General features: G+C 64.2%; 12 protein-coding genes. 8 read left to right on the top strand and 4 right to left on the bottom strand.

The annotated features are described in order from the left end of the window. Positions 1-4: 4 nt before the first annotated feature. On the bottom strand, positions 5-3,043 hold the full coding sequence (putA, locus tag IEV62_RS12400) for a bifunctional proline dehydrogenase/L-glutamate gamma-semialdehyde dehydrogenase PutA (RefSeq protein ID WP_188447924.1): 3,039 nt from the start codon (positions 3,041-3,043) through the stop codon (positions 5-7). Positions 3,044-3,166: 123 nt separating this feature from the next. On the opposite strand from putA, the gene IEV62_RS12395 reads away from it, so the two are divergent. The 4 genes from IEV62_RS12395 to IEV62_RS12380 all read left to right on the top strand — a co-directional run bounded on the left by IEV62_RS12395 (position 3,167) and on the right by IEV62_RS12380 (position 7,278). Then, positions 3,167-3,601, top strand: coding sequence for a MaoC family dehydratase (locus IEV62_RS12395; RefSeq protein WP_308511022.1), 435 nt, complete (start codon positions 3,167-3,169; stop codon positions 3,599-3,601). Between the two features lie 134 nt (positions 3,602-3,735). Then, the gene (locus tag IEV62_RS12390) at positions 3,736-4,914 is read left to right on the top strand and encodes an acetyl-CoA C-acyltransferase (RefSeq protein WP_188447920.1); all 1,179 of its coding nucleotides are present in this window, start codon (positions 3,736-3,738) and stop codon (positions 4,912-4,914) included. 467 nt (positions 4,915-5,381) lie between these two features. Further along, a complete protein-coding gene (locus tag IEV62_RS12385; RefSeq protein WP_188447918.1) occupies positions 5,382-6,893 on the top strand; it encodes a PAS domain-containing sensor histidine kinase in 1,512 nt (503 codons plus the stop codon). A gap of 22 nt (positions 6,894-6,915) precedes the next feature. Beyond that, positions 6,916-7,278: a response regulator transcription factor gene (locus IEV62_RS12380; protein WP_188447916.1), complete on the top strand. Its 363-nt coding sequence runs from the start codon at positions 6,916-6,918 to the stop codon at positions 7,276-7,278. Between the two features lie 30 nt (positions 7,279-7,308). Here IEV62_RS12380 and IEV62_RS12375 read toward each other — a convergent pair whose 3' ends face one another. Continuing rightward, positions 7,309-8,541, bottom strand: a complete 1,233-nt coding sequence (locus IEV62_RS12375; protein WP_188447914.1) for a polyhydroxyalkanoate depolymerase — start codon at positions 8,539-8,541, stop codon at positions 7,309-7,311. Positions 8,542-8,673: 132 nt separating this feature from the next. On the opposite strand from IEV62_RS12375, the gene IEV62_RS12370 reads away from it, so the two are divergent. From IEV62_RS12370 to IEV62_RS12355, 4 genes are all read left to right on the top strand, one after another. Beyond that, positions 8,674-10,485, top strand: a complete 1,812-nt coding sequence (locus tag IEV62_RS12370) for an ABC transporter transmembrane domain-containing protein (protein ID WP_188447912.1) — start codon at positions 8,674-8,676, stop codon at positions 10,483-10,485. 110 nt (positions 10,486-10,595) lie between these two features. Continuing rightward, complete coding sequence (locus tag IEV62_RS12365; protein WP_188447910.1) at positions 10,596-11,753, top strand: saccharopine dehydrogenase family protein; 1,158 nt, start codon at positions 10,596-10,598, stop codon at positions 11,751-11,753. Between the two features lie 89 nt (positions 11,754-11,842). Continuing rightward, positions 11,843-12,559 carry a CPBP family intramembrane glutamic endopeptidase, BDIM_20840 family gene (locus IEV62_RS12360; protein WP_188447908.1) on the top strand — a complete coding sequence of 239 codons (717 nt, stop codon included), beginning with the start codon at positions 11,843-11,845 and terminating at the stop codon, positions 12,557-12,559. A gap of 98 nt (positions 12,560-12,657) precedes the next feature. Further along, positions 12,658-14,355: an SPASM domain-containing protein gene (locus tag IEV62_RS12355; protein WP_188447906.1), complete on the top strand. Its 1,698-nt coding sequence runs from the start codon at positions 12,658-12,660 to the stop codon at positions 14,353-14,355. Between the two features lie 6 nt (positions 14,356-14,361). Here the strand turns inward: IEV62_RS12355 and IEV62_RS12350 are convergent, their stop codons facing one another. Together IEV62_RS12350 and IEV62_RS12345 are read right to left on the bottom strand one after the other, a co-directional pair. After that, on the bottom strand, positions 14,362-16,686 hold the full coding sequence (locus tag IEV62_RS12350) for a ribonuclease R family protein (protein ID WP_188447905.1): 2,325 nt from the start codon (positions 16,684-16,686) through the stop codon (positions 14,362-14,364). A gap of 174 nt (positions 16,687-16,860) precedes the next feature. Beyond that, positions 16,861-19,650, bottom strand: a complete 2,790-nt coding sequence (locus IEV62_RS12345) for a TonB-dependent receptor (RefSeq protein ID WP_229733091.1) — start codon at positions 19,648-19,650, stop codon at positions 16,861-16,863. Positions 19,651-19,706 lie beyond the last annotated feature (56 nt).

Genomic DNA, 19,706 nt, shown 5'->3' with positions numbered 1-19,706 from the left:
CTCGCTAAAGCCCGCCCTCATCCAAACTCAACAACGTCGCATTCCCGCCAGCACTCGTCGTGTCGATCGAGACCGCGCGTTCGACCACGAAGCGGTGGAGGTAATGCGGCCCACCCGCCTTCGGCCCCGTGCCCGACAGCCCCTCCCCGCCAAACGGTTGCGATCCGACCACTGCGCCGATCATCGAGCGGTTGACGTAGAGATTACCGACATTGGCCAGCGCCTGGGTCTCGTCCGCCGCGCGGGCGATGCGGCTGTGGAGGCCCATCGTCAGCCCATAGCCCTTGGCATTCACCGCGCGGATCGTCTCGGCGAGCTTGCCCGCCGGCCAGGTCGCGACATGCAGAATCGGGCCGAACCATTCCTGCGTCAGCGCATCGATCCTGTCGATCCGAACTAGCGTCGGCGGCACGAACAGGCCCTCGGCGGGCGCATCGAGCGTCTTTTCAATCTTCGCCCCCGCGCGGTACGCCATCAGCTTGTCATACGCCGCCTGGTCGATCACCGGCCCGACATCGGTCGCCGGGTCGCCCGGGTCGCCAAGCCGCAGCGTATCCATCGCGCCCTTGAGCATTTCGATCGTGGTATCGGCGATTTCCTCTTGCAACAACAACAGCCGCAGCGCCGAACAGCGCTGTCCGGCCGAGCGGAACGCCGAGGTGATGACGTCGGCCACCACTTGCTCGGGCAGAGCGGTCGAATCGACGATCATCGCGTTGATGCCCCCAGTCTCGGCGATTAGCGGCACGATCGGACGGGCGTCATCCTCCAGCAACGACCGCGCGATCTTTCGCGCGGTGGCGGTGGAGCCCGTGAAGGCGACGCCAGCGATGCGCGGATCGGCCGTCAACGCCGCACCGACCTCCGGGCCACCGGGGACGAGGATCAGCGCATCCGTCGGCACGCCCGCCTCATGAGCCAACTCCACCGCACGCGCGGCGATCATCGGCGTCTGCGGCGCAGGCTTGGCGACCACGGTATTGCCTGCAACCAATGCCGCGACGGTCTGCCCGAGGAAAATCGCCAGCGGGAAATTCCACGGCGCGATCGTCGCCCACACCCCGCGCCCCTCGAAACGAAGCACGTTGCGCTCACCGGTCGGCCCGGGGAGTTCGACCGGCTGCAACCCGTCGCGCGCTTGCTGCGCATAGTAACGACAGAAATCGACCGCCTCGCGGACTTCGCCGAGCGCATCGGGAATGGTCTTGAAGGCCTCCTGCACGCAAATCGCCATCAGCTCGTCGAGGTGCTGCTCAAGCAGGTCGGCGAGGCGATCGATGATCCCCGCGCGATCCTCAATCGAGCGACCGGCCCAATCGGCGAAAGCCGCGTGGACGCGGGTGATGGCCTCTCCGACTGTACCACCCCGGCGAAGGCCGGGGCCCAGTCGCGCAGAGATTGATTGGCGGGCGCCGTCTTCAGGTACATCCGCCGGCGCAACTGGGCCCCGGCCTTCGCCGGGTTGGTGGGCAATTGCCGCCACCGTCGCCTCCAGCACCGCCCGATCCGCCAAATCCAGCCCGGCCGAATTTCGCCGCTCCGCCCCGAACAAATCCACCGGCAGCGGAATACTCGGATGCCGCGCACCACCGACCGCCGCGATCTTCGCCACCGGGTCCGCCAAAATCTCCGCCTCAGTCAGCCGCTCATCCGCAAGCTGATGCACGAACGACGAATTCGCCCCATTCTCCAGCAGTCGCCGCACCAGATACGCTAGCAGATCGCGATGCCCGCCGACCGGCGCATAGACCCGACAATGATAGCCATTCTCGCGCACCAGCCGTTCGTACAGCCCGTCGCCCATCCCATGCAGACGCTGGAATTCGAAATCGCGCGAATTCCCCGCCCATTCCATGATCGTCGCCACCGTCAGCGCATTATGGCTCGCAAAGGCCGGGCGAATCGCAGGCGCATCGAGCATGTCGCGCGCCACCGCCAGATACGACACATCGGTCGCGGCTTTGCGGGTGAACAGCGGATAGTCGGACAGCCCCTCGACTTGCGTCCGCTTGATCTCCGAATCCCAATACGCGCCCTTCACCAGCCGCACGTTCATGGTCCGGCCAAGCTCACCCGCCCACGCCACCACCGGTCGCGCGCGCTTGCCGTAAGCCTGCACCGCCATGCCGAAACCGTCCCAGCCTTTCAGGCTTGGCAAGCCAGCGACGGTGCCGATGATATCTAGGCTCATCTCGAGCCGCTCGCTCTCCTCGGCATCGACCGTTAGCGCGATCCCCAGCCCCGCCGCCTGAACGCTGAGCGCCTCGAGCATTTCGGTCAGCGCCGGCACGCATTCGTCCCACCGCGCGACTTCATAGCGCGGGTGCAGCGCCGACAGCTTGACCGAAATCGAATGCCCCGCCGCCGGGTCGCGACCCACCGCCGCCACCGCATCGGTGTAAGCCCGGAAGTACCGCGCCGCATCGTCTTGCGTCCGCGCCGCCTCGCCCAGCATGTCGAAGCTCGCGGTAAAGCCCTTATGCTCGGGCTTGCGCATCCGCTTCATCGCCTCGTCGATCGTGCGACCCATCACGAAGATCTCGCCCATCATCCGCATCGCGGCGCCGACCGCCTGCCGCACGAACGGCTCGCCCGCGCGGCTGATCAGGCGACGCAGGGCCGATTGCTTCTCGCCCTCGCCCACCAAAGCGCGCCCGACGACCAGCCCCCACGTCGCCGAGTTCACCAACGTCGAGTTCGACTTGCCCGTATGCGCGCGCCAGTCGGCATCGCCCAATTTGTCGGCAATCAGCAGATCCGCCGTCTCCGGATCGGGCACACGCAGGAACGCCTCGGCCAGCGACAGGAGCGCGACGCCCTCGGACGAATTGAGCCGATATTCCTGCAGAAACTGGTTGACCCACCCCCTGCCTTGCGCCGCGCGCAAGTCTGCCAGCAGCCCGGCCGCATGTCCCAGCGTCCGTTCACGCGACTCGGGGGTCAGCGCGGCACGCTCCAGCAGCGGCTTTAGAACATCGGGTTCGCTCGCACGGTGCAAAGCGGGCATGGATTTGCGGGCATTGGACGCTACGTCTGGTGTCATGTTCCGGTTTCCGGTCGGGTGAGGCTTGCGCGCGGCGAGCCTCGGTGCCATTTGCCGCGCCACGCGCCTATGCGACGATTTGTCCTTGAGGGGAATGCCGTGACCAGCATCACAGTCCAGGAAATGGCCGGCCGCATCGGCACCGAACAGGTGTCCGAGTGGGTCGAGGTCAGCCAGGAAATGATCGACAAGTTCGCCGACGCGACCGGCGATCATCAGTTCATCCACGTCAATCCCGCGATGGCGGCGATGACGCCGTTCGGCGGCACGATCGCGCACGGCTTCCTCACGCTCTCGCTGATGCCGTTGCTGTCGTCGAAGATCATCGACGGCGTAACGATCGAAGGCGTCAAAATGGGCGTCAATTACGGCGGCAACAAAGTCCGCTTCCTGCAACCCGTCCGCTCGGGCAAGCGCGTGCGCGGGCGCTTCAAGCTGCTGAGCTTCGACGAAAAACGCCCCGGCCAGTGGCAGCAGACCAACGAGTTCACCGTCGAGATCGAAGGCGAGGAAAAGCCCGCGATGATCGCCGAATGGATGTCGCAGATTTTCGTTTAGTTTCCCGCCCCCTCAAAATCCCCCTCCCGCTTGCGGGAGGGGTTAGGGGAGGGCCTGTCGGGCGCTCTCCACACGCCCTCCCCCAGCCCCTCCCGCAAGCGGGAGGGGAGCAAGAAGCAGAAGGAAGAAATCCCATGCGTTCCGCCGTCATCGTCTCCACCGCCCGCACCCCGATCGGCCGCGCCTATCGCGGCGCGTTCAACAACACCCCCGCCCCGACGCTCGCCGCCCACGCGATCAGGGCCGCCGTCGAGCGCGCCGGGATCGAGGGCGGCATGGTCGATGACGTCGTGTTCGGCTGCGCGCTGCAGCAGGGCCACCAGGCCGGCAACATCGCGCGCACATCGTTGCTGCGCGCCGGGCTTCCGGTCACCGTGCCCGGCATGTCGGTCGATCGTCAGTGCGCGTCGGGCCTGATGGCGATTGCGACGGCCGCCAAGCAGATCATCACCGACAACATGCAGATCGCCATCGGCGGCGGCGTCGAGAGCATCAGCCTCGTCCAGACGCCACAAATGCGCGTCGCCGCCGATCCCGAGCTGATCGCGATGCACAAGGACGTGTATATGGCGATGCTCGGCACCGCCGAAGTCGTCGCAAAGCGCTACAATATCAGCCGCGAAGCCTGCGACGAATATGCGTTGGAGTCGCAGCGCCGTACCGCCGCTGCGCAGGCCGCCGGCTATTTCGATGCCGAGATCGTGCCTACAGCCGCGAGCATGGCCGTCACCAACAAGGAGACCAAGGAGGTCACTTATAAGGACGTGACGCTCGCCAAGGACGAAGGCAACCGCCCCGAAACCACGCTCGAAGGCCTGCAGGCGCTCCAGCCCGTCATGGGTCCGGGCATGAACGTGACCGCAGGCAATGCGTCGCAACTGTCGGACGGCTCCTCGGCCTCGGTGCTGATGGAAGAGTCGCTCGCCTCGAAGCGGGGCCTTCAGCCGCTCGGCCGCTACGTTGGCATGGCGGTGGCGGGCACCGAGCCCGACGAAATGGGCATCGGCCCGGTCTTCGCCATCCCCAAGCTGCTCGAGCGCTTCAACCTGAAGATGGACGATATCGGCCTGTGGGAGCTTAACGAAGCCTTCGCCGTGCAAGTGCTCTATTGCCGCGACAAGCTCGGCATTCCGAACGAATTGCTCAACGTCAGCGGCGGCGCGATCTCGATCGGCCACCCTTATGGCATGACCGGCGCCCGCGCGACCGGCCACGCCCTGATCGAAGGCAAGCGTCGTGGCGCGAAGTACGTCGTCGTCACGATGTGCATCGGCGGTGGCCAGGGTGCGGCTGGGCTGTTCGAAGTCCTCTGATCGCGCGCGCTTGGGCGGGTTAGGAGAAGCGGCGTCGGGAAACCGGCGCCGCTTTTTTTGGGATCAACGGTTGCGGGCCGGAGCCGGGTGCCGACGTTCGACCGTCAGTCTTGCTTTTCTCCAGCTGCCTCCGAGGCATAGATGAGCGTTACCGAAACGACCGGCCAACTTCCTCGAATTGATGGGGTCGGCACCCCACGGCCATGCTACAAAACCTGATCGGCGGCAGTGTACGCATCCCGCAGACTGAGAGCCTGGATCGCTCCCGCACAATCGCGCGAGGGCCGATGCCGAAGATTCGCAACCAAAACGTTTATGTTACACGCGCGACCGCTGCGCGCCGGGAAGCCGAATCGACCACGGATGACCAGGTACGGGAAAGTCGCCTCGACCGCATAGCACAAGATGCTGTGCTGGCGGAATCCCCGCCCCAAGGAATCGATCCGGCGCGCGCAGGACTCGCTCCGTTGGCCACGGATCACGATGCGAACCAAGACCATCCGCCGCCCCCAGACGTCATCGCGCTGATGCTCGCCGATGCAATGCCGCAGATGCTCTGGTCGGCACGCGCAGATGGATTTCCCGACTATTTTAACGCCCACTGGTACGCTGTCACGGGGGTTCCGGAAGGGTCGAGCGATGGCTCGGGGTGGAACGACGTGTTGCACGTCGATGATCGCAAGCGCGCCGGTGCGCTTTGGCGGAGCAGCGTCGAGACCGGCAACCCGTTTGAGATCGAATTTCGGCTTCGATATCAAGCACAAGACTATCGATGGACGCTCGGGCGCGCACGACCGATTCGCGATGAAGCGGGTTCGATCCTGCGATGGGTCGGCACCTGTACCGATATCGAGAACGTCAAGCGTGGGACCGCCGCCAACGCGCGGCTCACATCCGAACTCAATCAATCGACCGCATTGTTGCATACGGTCGTCGAAGTTGTCCCAGGCCCGATCTATGCCAAGGATCGACAGGGACGAATCTTGTTCGCCAACAAGGCTGCGCTCGACCTGATCGGCAAGACCTTCGCCGAGATCGAACACCGGCCGGATATCGCGATCTTCGGGAATGACAACCAGGCGGAGACGGTGCGGGAAAACGATCGTCGTGCCATGGCGGAAGGCACGACCCGCGAGATTGAAGAAATCATCGACGAACGCGATACCGGGCCGCGCCTCTTCCTGTCGACCAAGGCACCGTTTTTCGAATCCGACGCAATGGTCGCCGGCCTGGTCAGTCTGTCGATCGACATTACCGAGCGCCAAGAGCTCGCCAAGGAACTTCTTCACGTGTCGAAGCGCACGGCGATGGGCGACATGGCGGCCGCGATCGCGCACGAGATCAATCAACCGCTCGCCGCAATCTCGCTCTATCTCGAAGCGGCTGGTGCCTTGCTCGCGATCGAGGGCGAGCGGGAGCCGGTGCTCCGTTCGCTCGCCCTCGCCAAGGATCAATGCCACCGCGCCGGAGAAATCATCAAGCGCGTTCGGTCGTTCGTTTCGGGCAGCGAGGTCCTCAAATGCCCTGAAAATCTAACGATGCTGGTCGATGAGGCCTGTAACCTGGCGCTCATCGGATCGCGCGAAAGCGGCATCACGACGACGTTCGAACACAAGCAGAGAGACACTGCAGTCTTCGCCGACCGGGTCCAAATCGAACAGGTCATCATGAACCTGGTGCGCAATGCCATGGACGCCATGGGCGAAATGCGGGCGTCGAAGATTCACATCACGACCGAAGACGGTGTCAACGGCATGGCGATGATTACGGTCAGCGACACTGGCCCGGGGATCAGCGCCGAAGTCGTCGAGCGACTGTATGAGCCCTTTGTCAGCGCCAAGGGGAAAAGGGGCATGGGCGTCGGTCTTTCGATCTGCCGCACGATCGTCGAAGATCATGGCGGCAAGATTTGGGCGGAGCCAGGCGCGTCCCGGGGGACCAGTTTCCACTTCACTTTGCCGATTTGCGAGGCGCAATAACCACATGACGAGACCCTGGATCGTGAGTGTCATCGATGATGACGAACCGGTGCGCAATGCCCTTGTCATGGCGCTGCAAGCGTTCGGCTATACCACCGCAACATACGTCGACGCCGACGATTTCCTCGCCCGGGGGCGGGAGGGGTGCGGCGTCGTCGTCAGTGATGTGCGGATGCCCGGGACCAATGGCATCGAACTGACTCGCATCCTGCGAACCGAGGACGGGAATACGCCAGTCATATTGCTCACAGGGCATGCTGACGCCGCGCTCTTGGCCGAAGCCATGAGCGCGGGAGCCGATGCGTTGCTCAGCAAACCAGTGGCGCTAAAAGATATGATGGCCGAAATTACGCGAACCGCCGCCTTTTATGGCCTCTCGTCATAGCGGACGACGCGACTTCGCCCGTTCCGGCAATCACCCGTGCGCGGCGATCCATTCTTCAAGCACGGGGGCGATCTTGGTGCGCCATTTGGAACCATTGAAGATGCCGTAATGGCCGGCACCCTCGGCCATGTAATAGCGCTTCTTCGCATCGGACAGGCTGGTCGCGATGTCGAGCGCGGCCTTGGTCTGGCCCACCCCCGAAATATCGTCCTTCTCGCCCTCGATCGCGAGGATCGCGATGTCGGTGATCGCGGCCGGATCGACGCGGCGCCCGCGGTGCAGCATCTCGCCCTTGGGCAGCGCATGGTCCTGAAACACCACATCGATTGTCTGGAGATAGAATTCGGCGGTCATGTCGCAGACCGAGCGATATTCCTCATAGAATGCCTTGGTCTGATCGGCCTCGAGGTCTTCGCCCTGCACCAGATGTTTGAACATCTCATAATGGCTCATCATGTGGCTGCCGAGGTTCATCGACAGGAACCCCGTCAGTTGCAGGAAGCCGGGATAGACCTTCCGCCCCGCACCCGGATATTGCGCCGGGATCGTCGCGATCACATTCTGGCTGAACCAGCTATGCGGCCGCTCGGTCGCCAGCGTGTTGACCGAGGTGGGCGCCATCCGCGTGTCGACCGGCCCACCCATCATCGTCAGCGTCTTGGGCCGGCACGGATTCTTGTCCGCGCTCATCACGCAAGCGGCGGCGTAGCACGGCACCGAGGGCTGGCACACCGCGAGCATGTGCGCGCCGCCCTGCCCCTCATTCGGGCCGATCGCTTCGAGGAATTCGATCAGATAATCGACATAATCGTCGAGATCGAAGGTGCCGTCCGACAGCGGCACCAGCTTCGCATCGCGCCAATCGGTGATGTAGACGTCGGCCACCGGCAACATCCGCTCGACCGTGCCGCGCAGCAGTGTTGCATAATGGCCTGACATCGGCGCCACGATCAGCAATTTCGGCCCGCCCGTCACGCCGGCCCGTACAAAGCGCTTTAGCTGCCCGAAGGCTTTGCGCAGCACAATCTCCTCGGTCACCGCAACGCTCTTGCCGTTGATGATCGTGCTATCGAGCCCGAACTCCGGCTTGCCGCGCGGTGCCGCGGCATGCGCAAACACTTCGAGCGCGGAACTCAATATCTGCCCGCCACCGAAATAGGCGAACGGATTGGCTGGGTTATTCAGCAATTCGGCGCCGAAATCGGCCATCGCGCTCGCGCCGGCCAGCATCGATTTCTGCATTTCATAAGCACTGTAGAGCATACCGGACTTTCTAGAAGGCAATCGTTACGTTATAGTGAGCTTATGCCGCACTGCGGTAAACGGCAATGATCGTTTACCATCCTTTCGGCGATGCGGATTGAGGCCGGCCCCGCGTCCTGCTAGGCGAACAGCATGGCCGATATAGAACCCGCCTTCCCGATCGAAGCAACGCCCACGCCCGCGCCGCCCGAGAAGCGCAAACTCAGCAGCCTGGTGATGATCTGGCGCTTCGCCTCGCATTATCCCGCGCAATTGCTGATCGCCCTCGCCGCATTGCTGACCACATCGGCGGCGACGCTGTATATTCCGTGGAGCATCAAGTCGGTCATCGACCAAGGCTTCACCCATGGCTCGACCGATGCGCACCATATCGACACGATCTTCTACGGCCTGTTCGCGGTCGTCGGGGTGCTGGCGATCGCGACGGCGCTGCGCTTCTATTTCGTCTCCTGGCTGGGCGAACGCACCGTCGCCGATGTGCGGATGGCGGTGCAGGCCAATCTCCTGACGCTCGCGCCGCGCTGGTTCGAGGAGAACCGCCCGTCCGAAGTCGCCTCGCGCCTGACGTCGGACACCGCGCAGATCGAGGTCGCGGTCGGCACCACCGTTTCGGTCGCGCTGCGCAATACGCTGACCGGGATCGGCGGGATCATCTCGCTCTTCGCGCTCGCGCCCAAGCTCGCGATCATGCTGATCATCGGCATCCCGATCGTCGTGCTGCCGATCGTCCTGCTCGGCCGCCGCGTGCGGAAGTATTCGCGCTCGAGCCAGGACCGGATCGCCGATATCGGATCGATGGCGGTCGAGACGTTCGGCGCGATGAAGATCGTCCAGGCGTTCGGACAGGAACGCCGCGAGGCCGAGCGCTTCGCCAAGGCGGTCGACAATAGCTTCGCCGCCGCCAAGCGCCGCATCACGATCCGTGCGATCATGACCGCGCTGGTCATCGGCTTGCTGTTCGGCGCGGTGACGTTGCTGATGTGGTCGACCTTCGCCGATGTCGCGGCCGGGCGGTTGTCGGCGGGATCGCTGACCGCGTTCATCTTCACGGCGGGCCTCGTGACCGGCGCATTCACCGCGCTGACCGAAGTCTATGGCGATTTGCTGCGCGCATCGGGCGCAGCCGAACGGCTGGCCGAACTGCTCAACGAAGAACCCGAAATCCGCGCGCCCGCCAAGCCGATCACGCTGCCCGTTCCGGCCCGCGGCACGCTTGCGTTCGAACATGTCGAATTTCGCTACCCCACGCGCCGCGATGTCGCCGCGCTGCACGATTTCTCGCTCGCGGTCGCGCCAGGAGAGACGGTCGCGATCGTCGGGCCGTCGGGGGCGGGCAAGACCACGCTGTTCCAGTTGATCCAGCGTTTCTACGATCCCGATGCTGGCCGCGTGCTGATCGATGGCGTCGACCTCCGCGAAGCCGACCCGGCCGAAGTCCGCGCGCGCATCGCAATGGTGCCGCAGGAAACGGTGATCTTCGGCGCGTCGGCGCGCGACAACCTCCGCTATGGCCGGTGGGACGCGCATGACGACGAATTGTGGGTGGCAGCCGAAGCAGCCAATGCCGCGGAATTCCTGCGCAAGCTGCCCGAGGGGCTCGATACCTATCTCGGCGAAGGCGGCGCACGGCTGTCGGGCGGGCAGCGTCAGCGCGTGGCAATCGCCCGCGCGCTGCTGCGCGACGCGCCGATCCTGCTGCTCGACGAGGCGACCAGCGCGCTCGACGCCGAGAGCGAGCGGCTGGTCCAACAAGCGCTCGAACGCCTGATGTCGACCCGCACCACGCTCGTCATCGCGCACCGCCTCGCCACCGTTCGCGCCGCGCGCCGCATCATCGTGATGAATGACGGACGGATTGTGGAAAGCGGGTCGCACGGGACGTTGGTCGACCAGAACGGCCTCTATGCGCGGCTGGCGAGCTTGCAGTTCAGCGAAGCGGCTTAATTCCCCCTCCCGCTTGCGGGAGGGGTTAGGGGTGGGCATGATGCTGACGATCCGCGCGAAGAGAGAGGCCCACCCCCAGCCCCTCCCGCAAGCGGGAGGGGAGCAGTAACATGCGCGACTTCGACATCATCGTATATGGCGCGACCGGCTTCACCGGGCGGCTCGTCGCCGAGTATCTCACGCAGACCGGCGCGAAGCGCTGGGCGATGGCGGGGCGTTCACTCGCCAAGCTCGAGGAAGTGCGCGACCTGATCGGCGCGCCCGCCAATACGCCGCTCGTCACTGCCAATTCGGACGACCCCGCCTCGCTCCGATCGATGTGCCAACGCACGCAGGTCGTGATCTCCACCGTCGGCCCGTACCAGCTTTACGGCAGCGATCTCGTCGCCGCCTGCGCCGAGACCGGCACGGCCTATGTCGATCTGTGCGGCGAGCCCGCCTGGATGCGCCAGATGATCGACGCACACCACGAAACCGCAAAGGCATCGGGTGCGCGGATCGTGTTCAGTTGCGGCTTCGATTCGATCCCGTTCGATCTCGGTGTGTTGACGCTGCAGGACGCGGCCAAGGCCAAATTCGGCCACGCCATGCCGCGCGTGAAGGGGCGTGTCCGAAAGATGCAGGGCGGCTTCTCCGGCGGCACCGCGGCCAGCCTGAAGGCGACGCTCGCGGCGGCGGCGAAGCATCCGTCGCTGCTCGGCCTGCTGATCAACCCGTTCGCGCTGGCCCCCGGCTTTACCGGGCCGAGCCAGCCCAAGGGCCTGCTGCCAGAATATGACCGCACGATCGAGGCGTGGGTCGCGCCCTTCATCATGGCGCCGATCAACACCAAGAACGTCCACCGCACCAATTTCCTGCTGGGAAGCGCGGGCTATGGCGCGGACTTCGTTTATGACGAGATGATGGTCGCGCCGGGCCTGGGCGAGATGGGCAAGGCCGCCGCCGAGGCGATCGCCAAGATGAACCCACTCTCCAGCGACAAGGGCCCCAAACCCGGCGAAGGCCCCTCCAAGGAAGAGCGCGACGCCGGCTTCTACGATCTGCTGTTCATCGGCGAAGGTCCGGGCGGAGAGCGGATCGATTGCGTCGTCACCGGCGACCGCGATCCGGGCTATGGCTCGACCAGCAAGATGATCGCCGAGACGGCTTTGTGTCTGGTCGAGGATGTCGCGGGCGAAGGTGGCATCTGGACGCCGGGCGCGCTGATGGGGGAAGTGCTGGCGGACCGCTTGCAGGCGCGCGCTGGGCTTACGTTCCGGGCGGGCTGAGCGCAATTTGACGGCGCCGATTCAAGCCAATACGCTCCCGTAACGGCGCGTTGCGTGAGCCGCGGTTTATCGTTTGGACGAATGGGGCCATGAACGGCATCATCGGGATTGCAGGCGTCGTCACGCTGCTGCTTTTAGTCGGCGGCGGCTTGGGTCTTGCGCGTCGCGACCAATTTTCGGCGAAATGGCTGTTCGCGGCGGTTGGCCTGGTCATCATAAACGATGTGATGCTGACGCGGGGCTATGGTGCGCTGCCCGAACTGCTCCCCGCCTCGGCGTGGAATTGGCAAGGCAAGATCCTAGCGCTCGCCGCCACGCTCGTGATCGCCGCCCTTCCCGCCTTCGGGTGGCGACGCTCGGGACTGACCATTCGCCAGGCTCAGGGCAGCCTGCCGCGTTGCCTGCCGGTCGCCTTGCTCTACTGCCTGTTCTTCGCCGGCTTGGCGTACATCCTGCCGAACGATCCGCCAACGACCGAAACCGTCGCGTTCCAACTGACGATGCCGGGGATCGAGGAAGAAGCCTTTTATCGCGGTATCCTGCTGCTCGCGCTCGACCGGGCGTTTCTTGCGCGATGGCGTTTTCTCGGGGTCGACTGGGGCTGGGGTGCCCTTCTCTCGTCCGCGCTGTTCGGACTCGCCCACGCCTTCGGCTATGCGCATGGCAGTTTCTCGTTCGATCCGCTGACCATGGCGTTGACCGCGCTGCCCGCGCTCATTGCGGTGTGGCTGCGGCTAAGGACAGGAAGTGTGCTCATCCCGATCGTGCTCCATAACATCGGCAATTTGCTCGCCTTGTTTGCGTAACGCGGGTGAAAACCTGCGCCCGCAACGACCGACATCAGCCGGTTCTGGCCGGCAATCCCCTATAATTGGAGGTAACGCAGACCATAGAACGGGCCGTCATGGATTTCGCAGGGCACCACCAGCACGACCAATCCGGCGATACTCAGCAAGGCGACCCGATCGCCGACCCGGGCACTGACTATCTGGCAACCTTGCAGAGTGTCGTCGCGCAGCTCGAAGACGGCTTGGATCACCCCGACATCTGGCAGCTTCTGAGCGCCATTACCGATCAGGAAAGCGCAGACCTTCGCGCGCTTGCCGGGAGTTTGCTCGATCGACAGACCGGCACCGTTCGCAAATCGCTGACCGTGCTGCTCGGCATCCTCCGCGCGCTTGGCGGCGAACGCGACGCCGGTCTTGGCGTCCTCGATCGGCTCGCGGTGCAGCACGCCTCTTGTCCGCAAGTCGCGGGTGCGCTTTTCTTCGTGCAGCGCCACGGCCAGCCCGGCCCGTCGGCCGATCTGTCGGACCGCTTCTGCGACTCGCCCTTCGTCAAGTTCGAGACGCTGATGGACGGTGCCGTCGCGCCATGCTGCTCGATCTGGACGCAGCAGCGGCTCGGCCATCTCGACGGTCAGAGCTTCGCGCAAATCTGGAACAGCGAAGCCGCGCAAGCGATGCGCGCGAGTATCCTCGACGGCAGCTATCGCTATTGCAACAAGCAGCGGTGCAGCTTCATCATCGACGACGTGCTTCCGAAGCGCGACGCGATCACCGACCCCGATCTGCGCACGATCATCGACGACACCGTCACCGATCTTGCCAAGGGCCCGCGCTGGTTGTTCCTGGCGCACGACGTGACGTGCAACTTGGCGTGCCCGTCGTGCCGCGGCGGCATCGAGGTTGCCGACGCGGATCAGGAGCGGCGCTTCGAGATCATCGAACGCGACGTGTTCGGCCCGCTGCTCAATGCCGAGGGCGAGGTCCTGATCTCAGTCTCGGGTCAGGGCGATCCGTGGTCGAGCCCGCATTACCGGTCGATCCTGCGCTACATGTCGGACCATCATCTCGATGCACGGCTCGATCTGCACACCAATGCCCTGCTGATGAATGAAGGCCGCTGGGCGCAATATCCGGGGCTCGAAAGGTATCAGCCGACCGTCAACGTCTCAATCGATTCGTGCACGCCTTGGGTCTATGCCACGGTTCGCCGACCCGGCAACTGGGCCAAGTTACTGCCGAACCTGCATTTTATCGCGGCCAAGCGCGCGCGCGGAGATTTCCGCGAATTCCACATCAACGCCACGATCCAGCTCGACAATTTTCACGAAATGCCGGCGTTGGTCGATCTTGCGGAGGCGCTCGGCACGGACAGCGTCCGGCTGTACATGATGCAGAATACTGGCGGTCATCTCGAACAGGATTTCGAGCACATGAATATCGGATCGGCCAGCCACCCGCTGCATCTGGTCTTCCTGGAGACGCTGCGCGACGAGCGGCTGGGCCGCGGAATCGCGCATCTCTACGACGTCGCCAATTGGCGCACCCGGAGTTTCGCGCAGACGCTGCCATCGGACAGCTTGCCGGCCAATTATTCGCTGCTCGACCTGCACGAGGCGATACGCGAGGCGCATGGCATGGAGGAGCGCGTCGTCGCTTTGTGCGCCGCTGGCCGGACCCGATTCCGCAAGGATCTCGATCTGCTACTGATCGAGGCAAACGCCCTCAACACGCTCGGCTTTAGCGCCCAAGCGCAGTATCGCCTCAACGAGCGGACCGCGCTTGGCGGCGAGGCGATCACGTTGCCCCACCACTGAGACCGGCTAGCGCTTCTTCCCCTGATGCCGGATGTTCGCCGGACGGCCGCGATGCTTGATCACACGCTTCGGGCCGCGGTCGTCGCGGTCGGGTCGCGCGCCCCTGCCCTCGACCATTTCGAAGCGTAACGCGCCCGACACCGGGTTGGCCTCGGCGAGCCGCAAAGGGAGTTTCTGGCCGCTTGCATAGACCATGCCCGACTGATCGCCGATCAGCGTGCGGCTGGCTTCGTCGAAGCGGAAATATTCGCCGCCCAAATCGCGCACCGGCATCAGCCCGTCGCCGCCGATGCCCTCGACGGTTGCGAAGAAGCCGAAATTGGTGACGCCGGTGATGCGCGTTTCGAGCACTTCGCCGATCTTTTCGGACAGGAACGCGGCGACATAGCGGTCGATCGTGTCGCGCTCCGCCTCCATTGCGCGGCGTTCGAGCATCGAGATGCTCTCGCCGATCTTGTCCATCGACGCCGCCTCGCCCTCGCTTAGCCCGCCGGGGCCGAGATCGTACGCCGCAACGAGCGAGCGGTGTACCAGCAGATCGGCATAGCGTCGGATCGGCGAGGTAAAATGCCCGTAGCTGCCCAGCGCGAGCCCGAAATGCCCCATATTGGCGGGCGCATAATAGGCTTGGGTCTGCGTGCGCAGCACTTGCTCCATGATCTGCGGACGCTCGTCGCGGTCGATCGTCTTGTCGAGGATCTGGTTGAAGGTCTTCGGCCGCACCACCTGCCCTAACGCGAATTCGATGCCGAATGTCTTGAGATAGTCTTTCAGCGCGACGAGCTTCTCGCGGCTCGGCTGCTCGTGGACGCGGTACATGACGGGGGCCTTCTTCGCCTCGAGCGCCTTGGCCGCGGCGACATTGGCGGCGATCATATAATCCTCGATCAGCCGCATCGAATCGAGCCGCTCGCGCGGCGCGACCGAGAGAATACGGCCCTTCTCGTCGAGCACGACGCGGCGTTCGGGGAGATCGAGGTCGAGCGGGGCGCGGGCGGTGCGGGCTTTGTAGAGCGCGTGCCAGCAGGACCAGAGCGGCAGGAGGGCGGCCAAAAGCTCCCCCTCCCGCTCGCGGGAGGGGGTTGGGGGGTGGGCAGGCCCGACATGATCCAGAGCACCGCCTGTGTCCTCCGCAGCCCCACCCCCCGGCCCCCTCCCGCGAGCGGGAGGGGGAGCAGAGTCGATCATCGCCTGCGCATCCTCATAGGCGATGTTCGCAGCGATCCGCACGACGGCGCGGGTGAAGCGCCACGACTTCAGCGCGCCATTCTTGCCGATACGCAGGTGACAGACGAGCGCCGCGCGATCGACGCCCTCTTTCAGCGAGCACATCTCCGCCGAGAGGCTTTCGGGCAGCATCGGCACGACGCGGTCGGGGAAATAGACGCTGTTGCCGCGCCGCCGCGCTTCGCGATCGAGGCTCGATCCAGGGCGGACGTAGAAGGACACGTCGGCAATCGCGACGATCGCCTTCCACCCGCCTTCGTTGGCGGGATCGTCATCGGGCGCGGCCCATACCGCGTCATCGTGGTCGCGCGCATCGGCCGGATCGATCGCGACGATGGGGAGATGGCGGAGGTCTTCGCGTCCCGCCCCCAAAGGTTGTGCGGCGACACGCACCGCTTCCTCCAGCGTGTCGGTTGAAAACACGTCGGGAATGCCGAGCTTGTGGATCGCGATCAGCGAGAAGCTGCGCGGCGCGAACGGGTCGCCGAGCACTTGCGTGACGCGCACCGTGATGCGCGGCGGGCGACCGGCCTTCTCGGCCAGCACCAGATCGCCGACCTGCGCGTCGCCGGCATCGGACACCTGAAATTCCCGCCGCTCCTTCTTCTCGACGCCTTGCAGCCACAGCGTCGCACCTTCCTGCCGCAGCACGCCGAGCACCAATTCCTCGCCCTTGGGCAGCACCTTCATCGGATGCGCGATCAAGCCATTCCCGGCCTCCTCGGTTCGCGCGAGCACACGGTCGCCGATGCCGAGCGCACCGCGCTTACGCTCACGCACGCGCAGTCGCGGCGCAGGCGTTTCCGCCTCCCAGCGTTCGGGTACCGCCCACACCGTGCCGCTATCGTCGACATCGGCGATGCGCAGCACCGTCACCTTGGGTACCCCGCCCATCTTGTGGAACGCGCGACCGGGGGCGGAATCGATCAGCCCCTCATCCGCCATGTCTTTCAGCAGCGCTTTCAGCAGGATCTTGTCTTGCGCCGACAGCCCGAACGCCTTGGCGATCTCGCGCTTGCCGGCGGGTATTTCCGAACTTGCGATGAAGGCGAGGACCTGATCGCGGGTCGGCAGGCCGGGGGCGGGCTTGGAGAATTTGGGCATGCGCAATGCGATACGCGAGCGTGGGGGAAACGGCAAAGGGCGCGTCACCGGGGTGACGCGCCCTTTGATCGGTCGGGCCGGACATGGGCAAAGCCCATGTCGTCGGACGCGGCGAGCCGCCCGGCCTTGCCCGGATGCGGGCCAGCGGCGCTGGTCCGTCTCCCGGGCTACGGCTTAAAACTTACCCCGCAGCGTCACGCCATACGTCCGCGGTTCTGCAAGGAACTGCGAGAAGATCTGACGGCCGCCGGGATATTGCGGATCGGTGAACGGTGCCGACGTCGCACCCGCCTGGAACGGCGAGTTGAAGGCGACCTGCGCATAGTCCTTGTTGAAGATGTTCTGGCCCCAGAATTCGATCGCCCACTGCTCATCCTTGCCGCGCAGACCGACACGCGCGTTGAACAAAGCAAAGCTATCCTGCTCCTTCTGCGGGAACAGATCAGACCCGGTATTATAGTCGCCCGATAGGCGGCTATCGATGTAGAACAAGCCCGACAGGCCACTATTACCGATCCGCGGCGTCCACGCGAACGAGCTTGTCACAACCACTTCCGGCGCGTTGGACAAATTGTCTCCCGGCAATTTGCGAAGCGCCGGATCGAGCGCCCCGCCACTCGCGCTGCCGACCAGATTGTCGCGATATTTGCTCGACTGATACGTGAAGCCGAGATTGACGCGGACGTTGCGGATCGGGACGAGCGATGCCTCGGCCTCGACGCCTTGCGACAACACACCATAACCGACATCGCCCGCCGGGCACACGCCGGTTGCTGCGTTGGTATCGCGATCGCCGCCAGCCAGGCTGGAGGAGCAGCCGTTGATGCTCTGCACCAAGAAGACGGTGCCGTTGAAGGTATTCAGCTGAAAATTGCTGAACTGCTGGCGGAACGCCGCTAGGCTGAGCGAGAAGGGCCCGGTCGAGTATTTCGCACCGACTTCATAGGCGTTCACCGTTTCGGGCGCGAATTGCAAATTGGCCGCCAGCGATTGCGCACCGCCTGCTGCCGCAAAGGTCGTTGTACCGGTCGCCGTGATCGGTGCCTTCAAGGCCGAACGATCGAGGTTAAAGCCCCCGGCCTTATAACCGCGCGCATAGCTGGCATAGACCAGCAGATGGTTGATCGGCTTCCACGATACGATCGCAGTGCCGCTGAAGCGGCTTTCGCTACGCTGCGAATTGATGCTGACGCCGTTCAATTCGGCAGTCGAATTGCCCTGGCAGCCGAGGCCGACCAACGACCCGGCCAGCGCGCGCCCAGTGGCCGTCGTCAGCGGGTTGGTGATGTCGTCGGTCAGGCGGGCCTGCAGCTGCGTGCAGACGTTGTTGTTGTTGCCGAACGTCGCGTCGAACTTCTTGCGTTCATGCGTGTAACGGCCACCGAGCGTGACATCGAGTGTATCGGTGACGTGAATGATATTGTGCGTGAACGCCGCGTAATTCAGGCTGTTCTGCTTGTACGTATCGTTGGTTGATCCGAGATTGTTGAGCGAATCGAGCAAGGTGAAGCCGGCCAGCACGTCAGGCCCACTCAACCCGCTTAGCGCGCCGATCGTGGCGGCACCACTCGGGGCGAAACAGCCCGGGCTGGTCGGCGAATAAAAGGCCGCAAGGCCGCCGCCCGAGATGATGCGGCAGGTGGCAAAGCGTCCATATTGGGTGCCGAACTTCAGGTTGTCATGCACCGTCAGGTCTTCATTGGCGAAGAAACCGCCGACCAGCCAATCGAGATGACCGTTGAAAGCCTCGCCATTCAGCCGCAACTCTTGCGTGAAGGTCTTGAACTGACGCGACGAACCGCCGTCGGCGGCGCGATATAGGATGTCGACTGCGCTATAATCGATGTCGCCGCCCTGATCGTTTTTGTAGCTGCGATAGGCGGTGATGGAGGTCAGATTGATCCCGCCGCCAAGGCTCCAATTGACCTCTCCCGAGATTCCCGCATCGGTGGTCAGGCCGGCGAAACTCCGCCCGGGGCTGACCGAAATATTGCGCGAATAGCCCTGGTTGAAACCCGCAAGCGGCTGGCCGAGATCGTTCAGCACGTTGATGATGTTGTTACCGCTATCGTTGACCCGCGGAGGCGACGCGCCCGGCTGGAGCAACGGCGTCGCTGGCGTATTAAGGTTGCCGATATACGGATTGACCGAGCTGCCGACATACGTCGCAGCGCAGCATTTTTCGTTACGGTGCGTGTAATCGCCGATCAGCCGGAGCGAGAAATCTGCGCTGGGTTGATACAGGATCTGGCCACGAACGAAATACCGGTTGCGGTCGTTGACATCGGTATTGTTGGTCGTGTCGTTATAGAAGCCCTTCCGATTGACGTAGACCGCATCGACGCGCGCGGCGATCGTCTCGGTTAGTGGCACGTTGATCGCGCCGGCAAGCCGGTAGAAGTCGTAATTGCCATAGGTCGCTTCGGCATTGCCACCAAAGGTGAAGCTCGGCTTCTTCGAGAAGATGTTGATCACACCGGCCGAGGCATTGCGACCGCCAAGCGTACCTTGCGGACCGCGCAGGACTTCGACCCGGTCGATCTCACCGAGTTCGTTGAGGCCGATACCAGCGCGCGAGCGATAGACGCCGTCGATGAACACCGCGACCGAGCTTTCGAGACCGGGATTGTCGCCGACCGTGCCGATACCGCGAATGCGGGGGCTACCATTGGCTTCGTTGCCGGTCGAGGAAACAAGCAGCGATGGTGCGAGCTGGCTCAACTGGCGAATGTCGTTCGCGCCGGACAGCGAGAGCGACTGCGCGGTTACTGCCGATACGGCGAGCGGCACGTTGGCGAGCAACTGCGAACGACCCTGCGCGGTAACGACGATATCGTCGTTCGAATCTTCGGTACTTGCTGCCGGCGCCGGCGTGGCAGCCGGCGCGGTTTGCGCGATCGCAGGCGAAGCGATCCCGAGCGCCAGCGCCGACACAGCGCAGGTATACAGCAGACGGTTAAGCACGGCACTCTCCCCGAAGCGGTCGGGAACGTCGCTGCGTCCCGTACCGGTTTATCGAA

Origin of the sequence: Sphingomonas psychrolutea (assembly GCF_014636175.1) — a bacterium.
GTDB lineage: Bacteria > Pseudomonadota > Alphaproteobacteria > Sphingomonadales > Sphingomonadaceae > Sphingomonas > Sphingomonas psychrolutea.
The sequence above is the reverse complement of the archived record's forward strand: the minus strand, read 5'-3'. Positions and strand labels throughout refer to the sequence as shown.

Coding starts and splice junctions, on each gene's coding strand:
- putA (WP_188447924.1), bottom strand. CDS start 3,043: ATGACACCAGACGTAGCGTCCAATGCCCGCAAATCCATGCCCGCTTTG.
- IEV62_RS12395 (WP_308511022.1), top strand. CDS start 3,167: ATGGCCGGCCGCATCGGCACCGAACAGGTGTCCGAGTGGGTCGAGGTC.
- IEV62_RS12390 (WP_188447920.1), top strand. CDS start 3,736: ATGCGTTCCGCCGTCATCGTCTCCACCGCCCGCACCCCGATCGGCCGC.
- IEV62_RS12375 (WP_188447914.1), bottom strand. CDS start 8,541: ATGCTCTACAGTGCTTATGAAATGCAGAAATCGATGCTGGCCGGCGCG.
- IEV62_RS12370 (WP_188447912.1), top strand. CDS start 8,674: ATGGCCGATATAGAACCCGCCTTCCCGATCGAAGCAACGCCCACGCCC.
- IEV62_RS12365 (WP_188447910.1), top strand. CDS start 10,596: ATGCGCGACTTCGACATCATCGTATATGGCGCGACCGGCTTCACCGGG.
- IEV62_RS12360 (WP_188447908.1), top strand. CDS start 11,843: ATGAACGGCATCATCGGGATTGCAGGCGTCGTCACGCTGCTGCTTTTA.
- IEV62_RS12355 (WP_188447906.1), top strand. CDS start 12,658: ATGGATTTCGCAGGGCACCACCAGCACGACCAATCCGGCGATACTCAG.
- IEV62_RS12350 (WP_188447905.1), bottom strand. CDS start 16,686: ATGCCCAAATTCTCCAAGCCCGCCCCCGGCCTGCCGACCCGCGATCAG.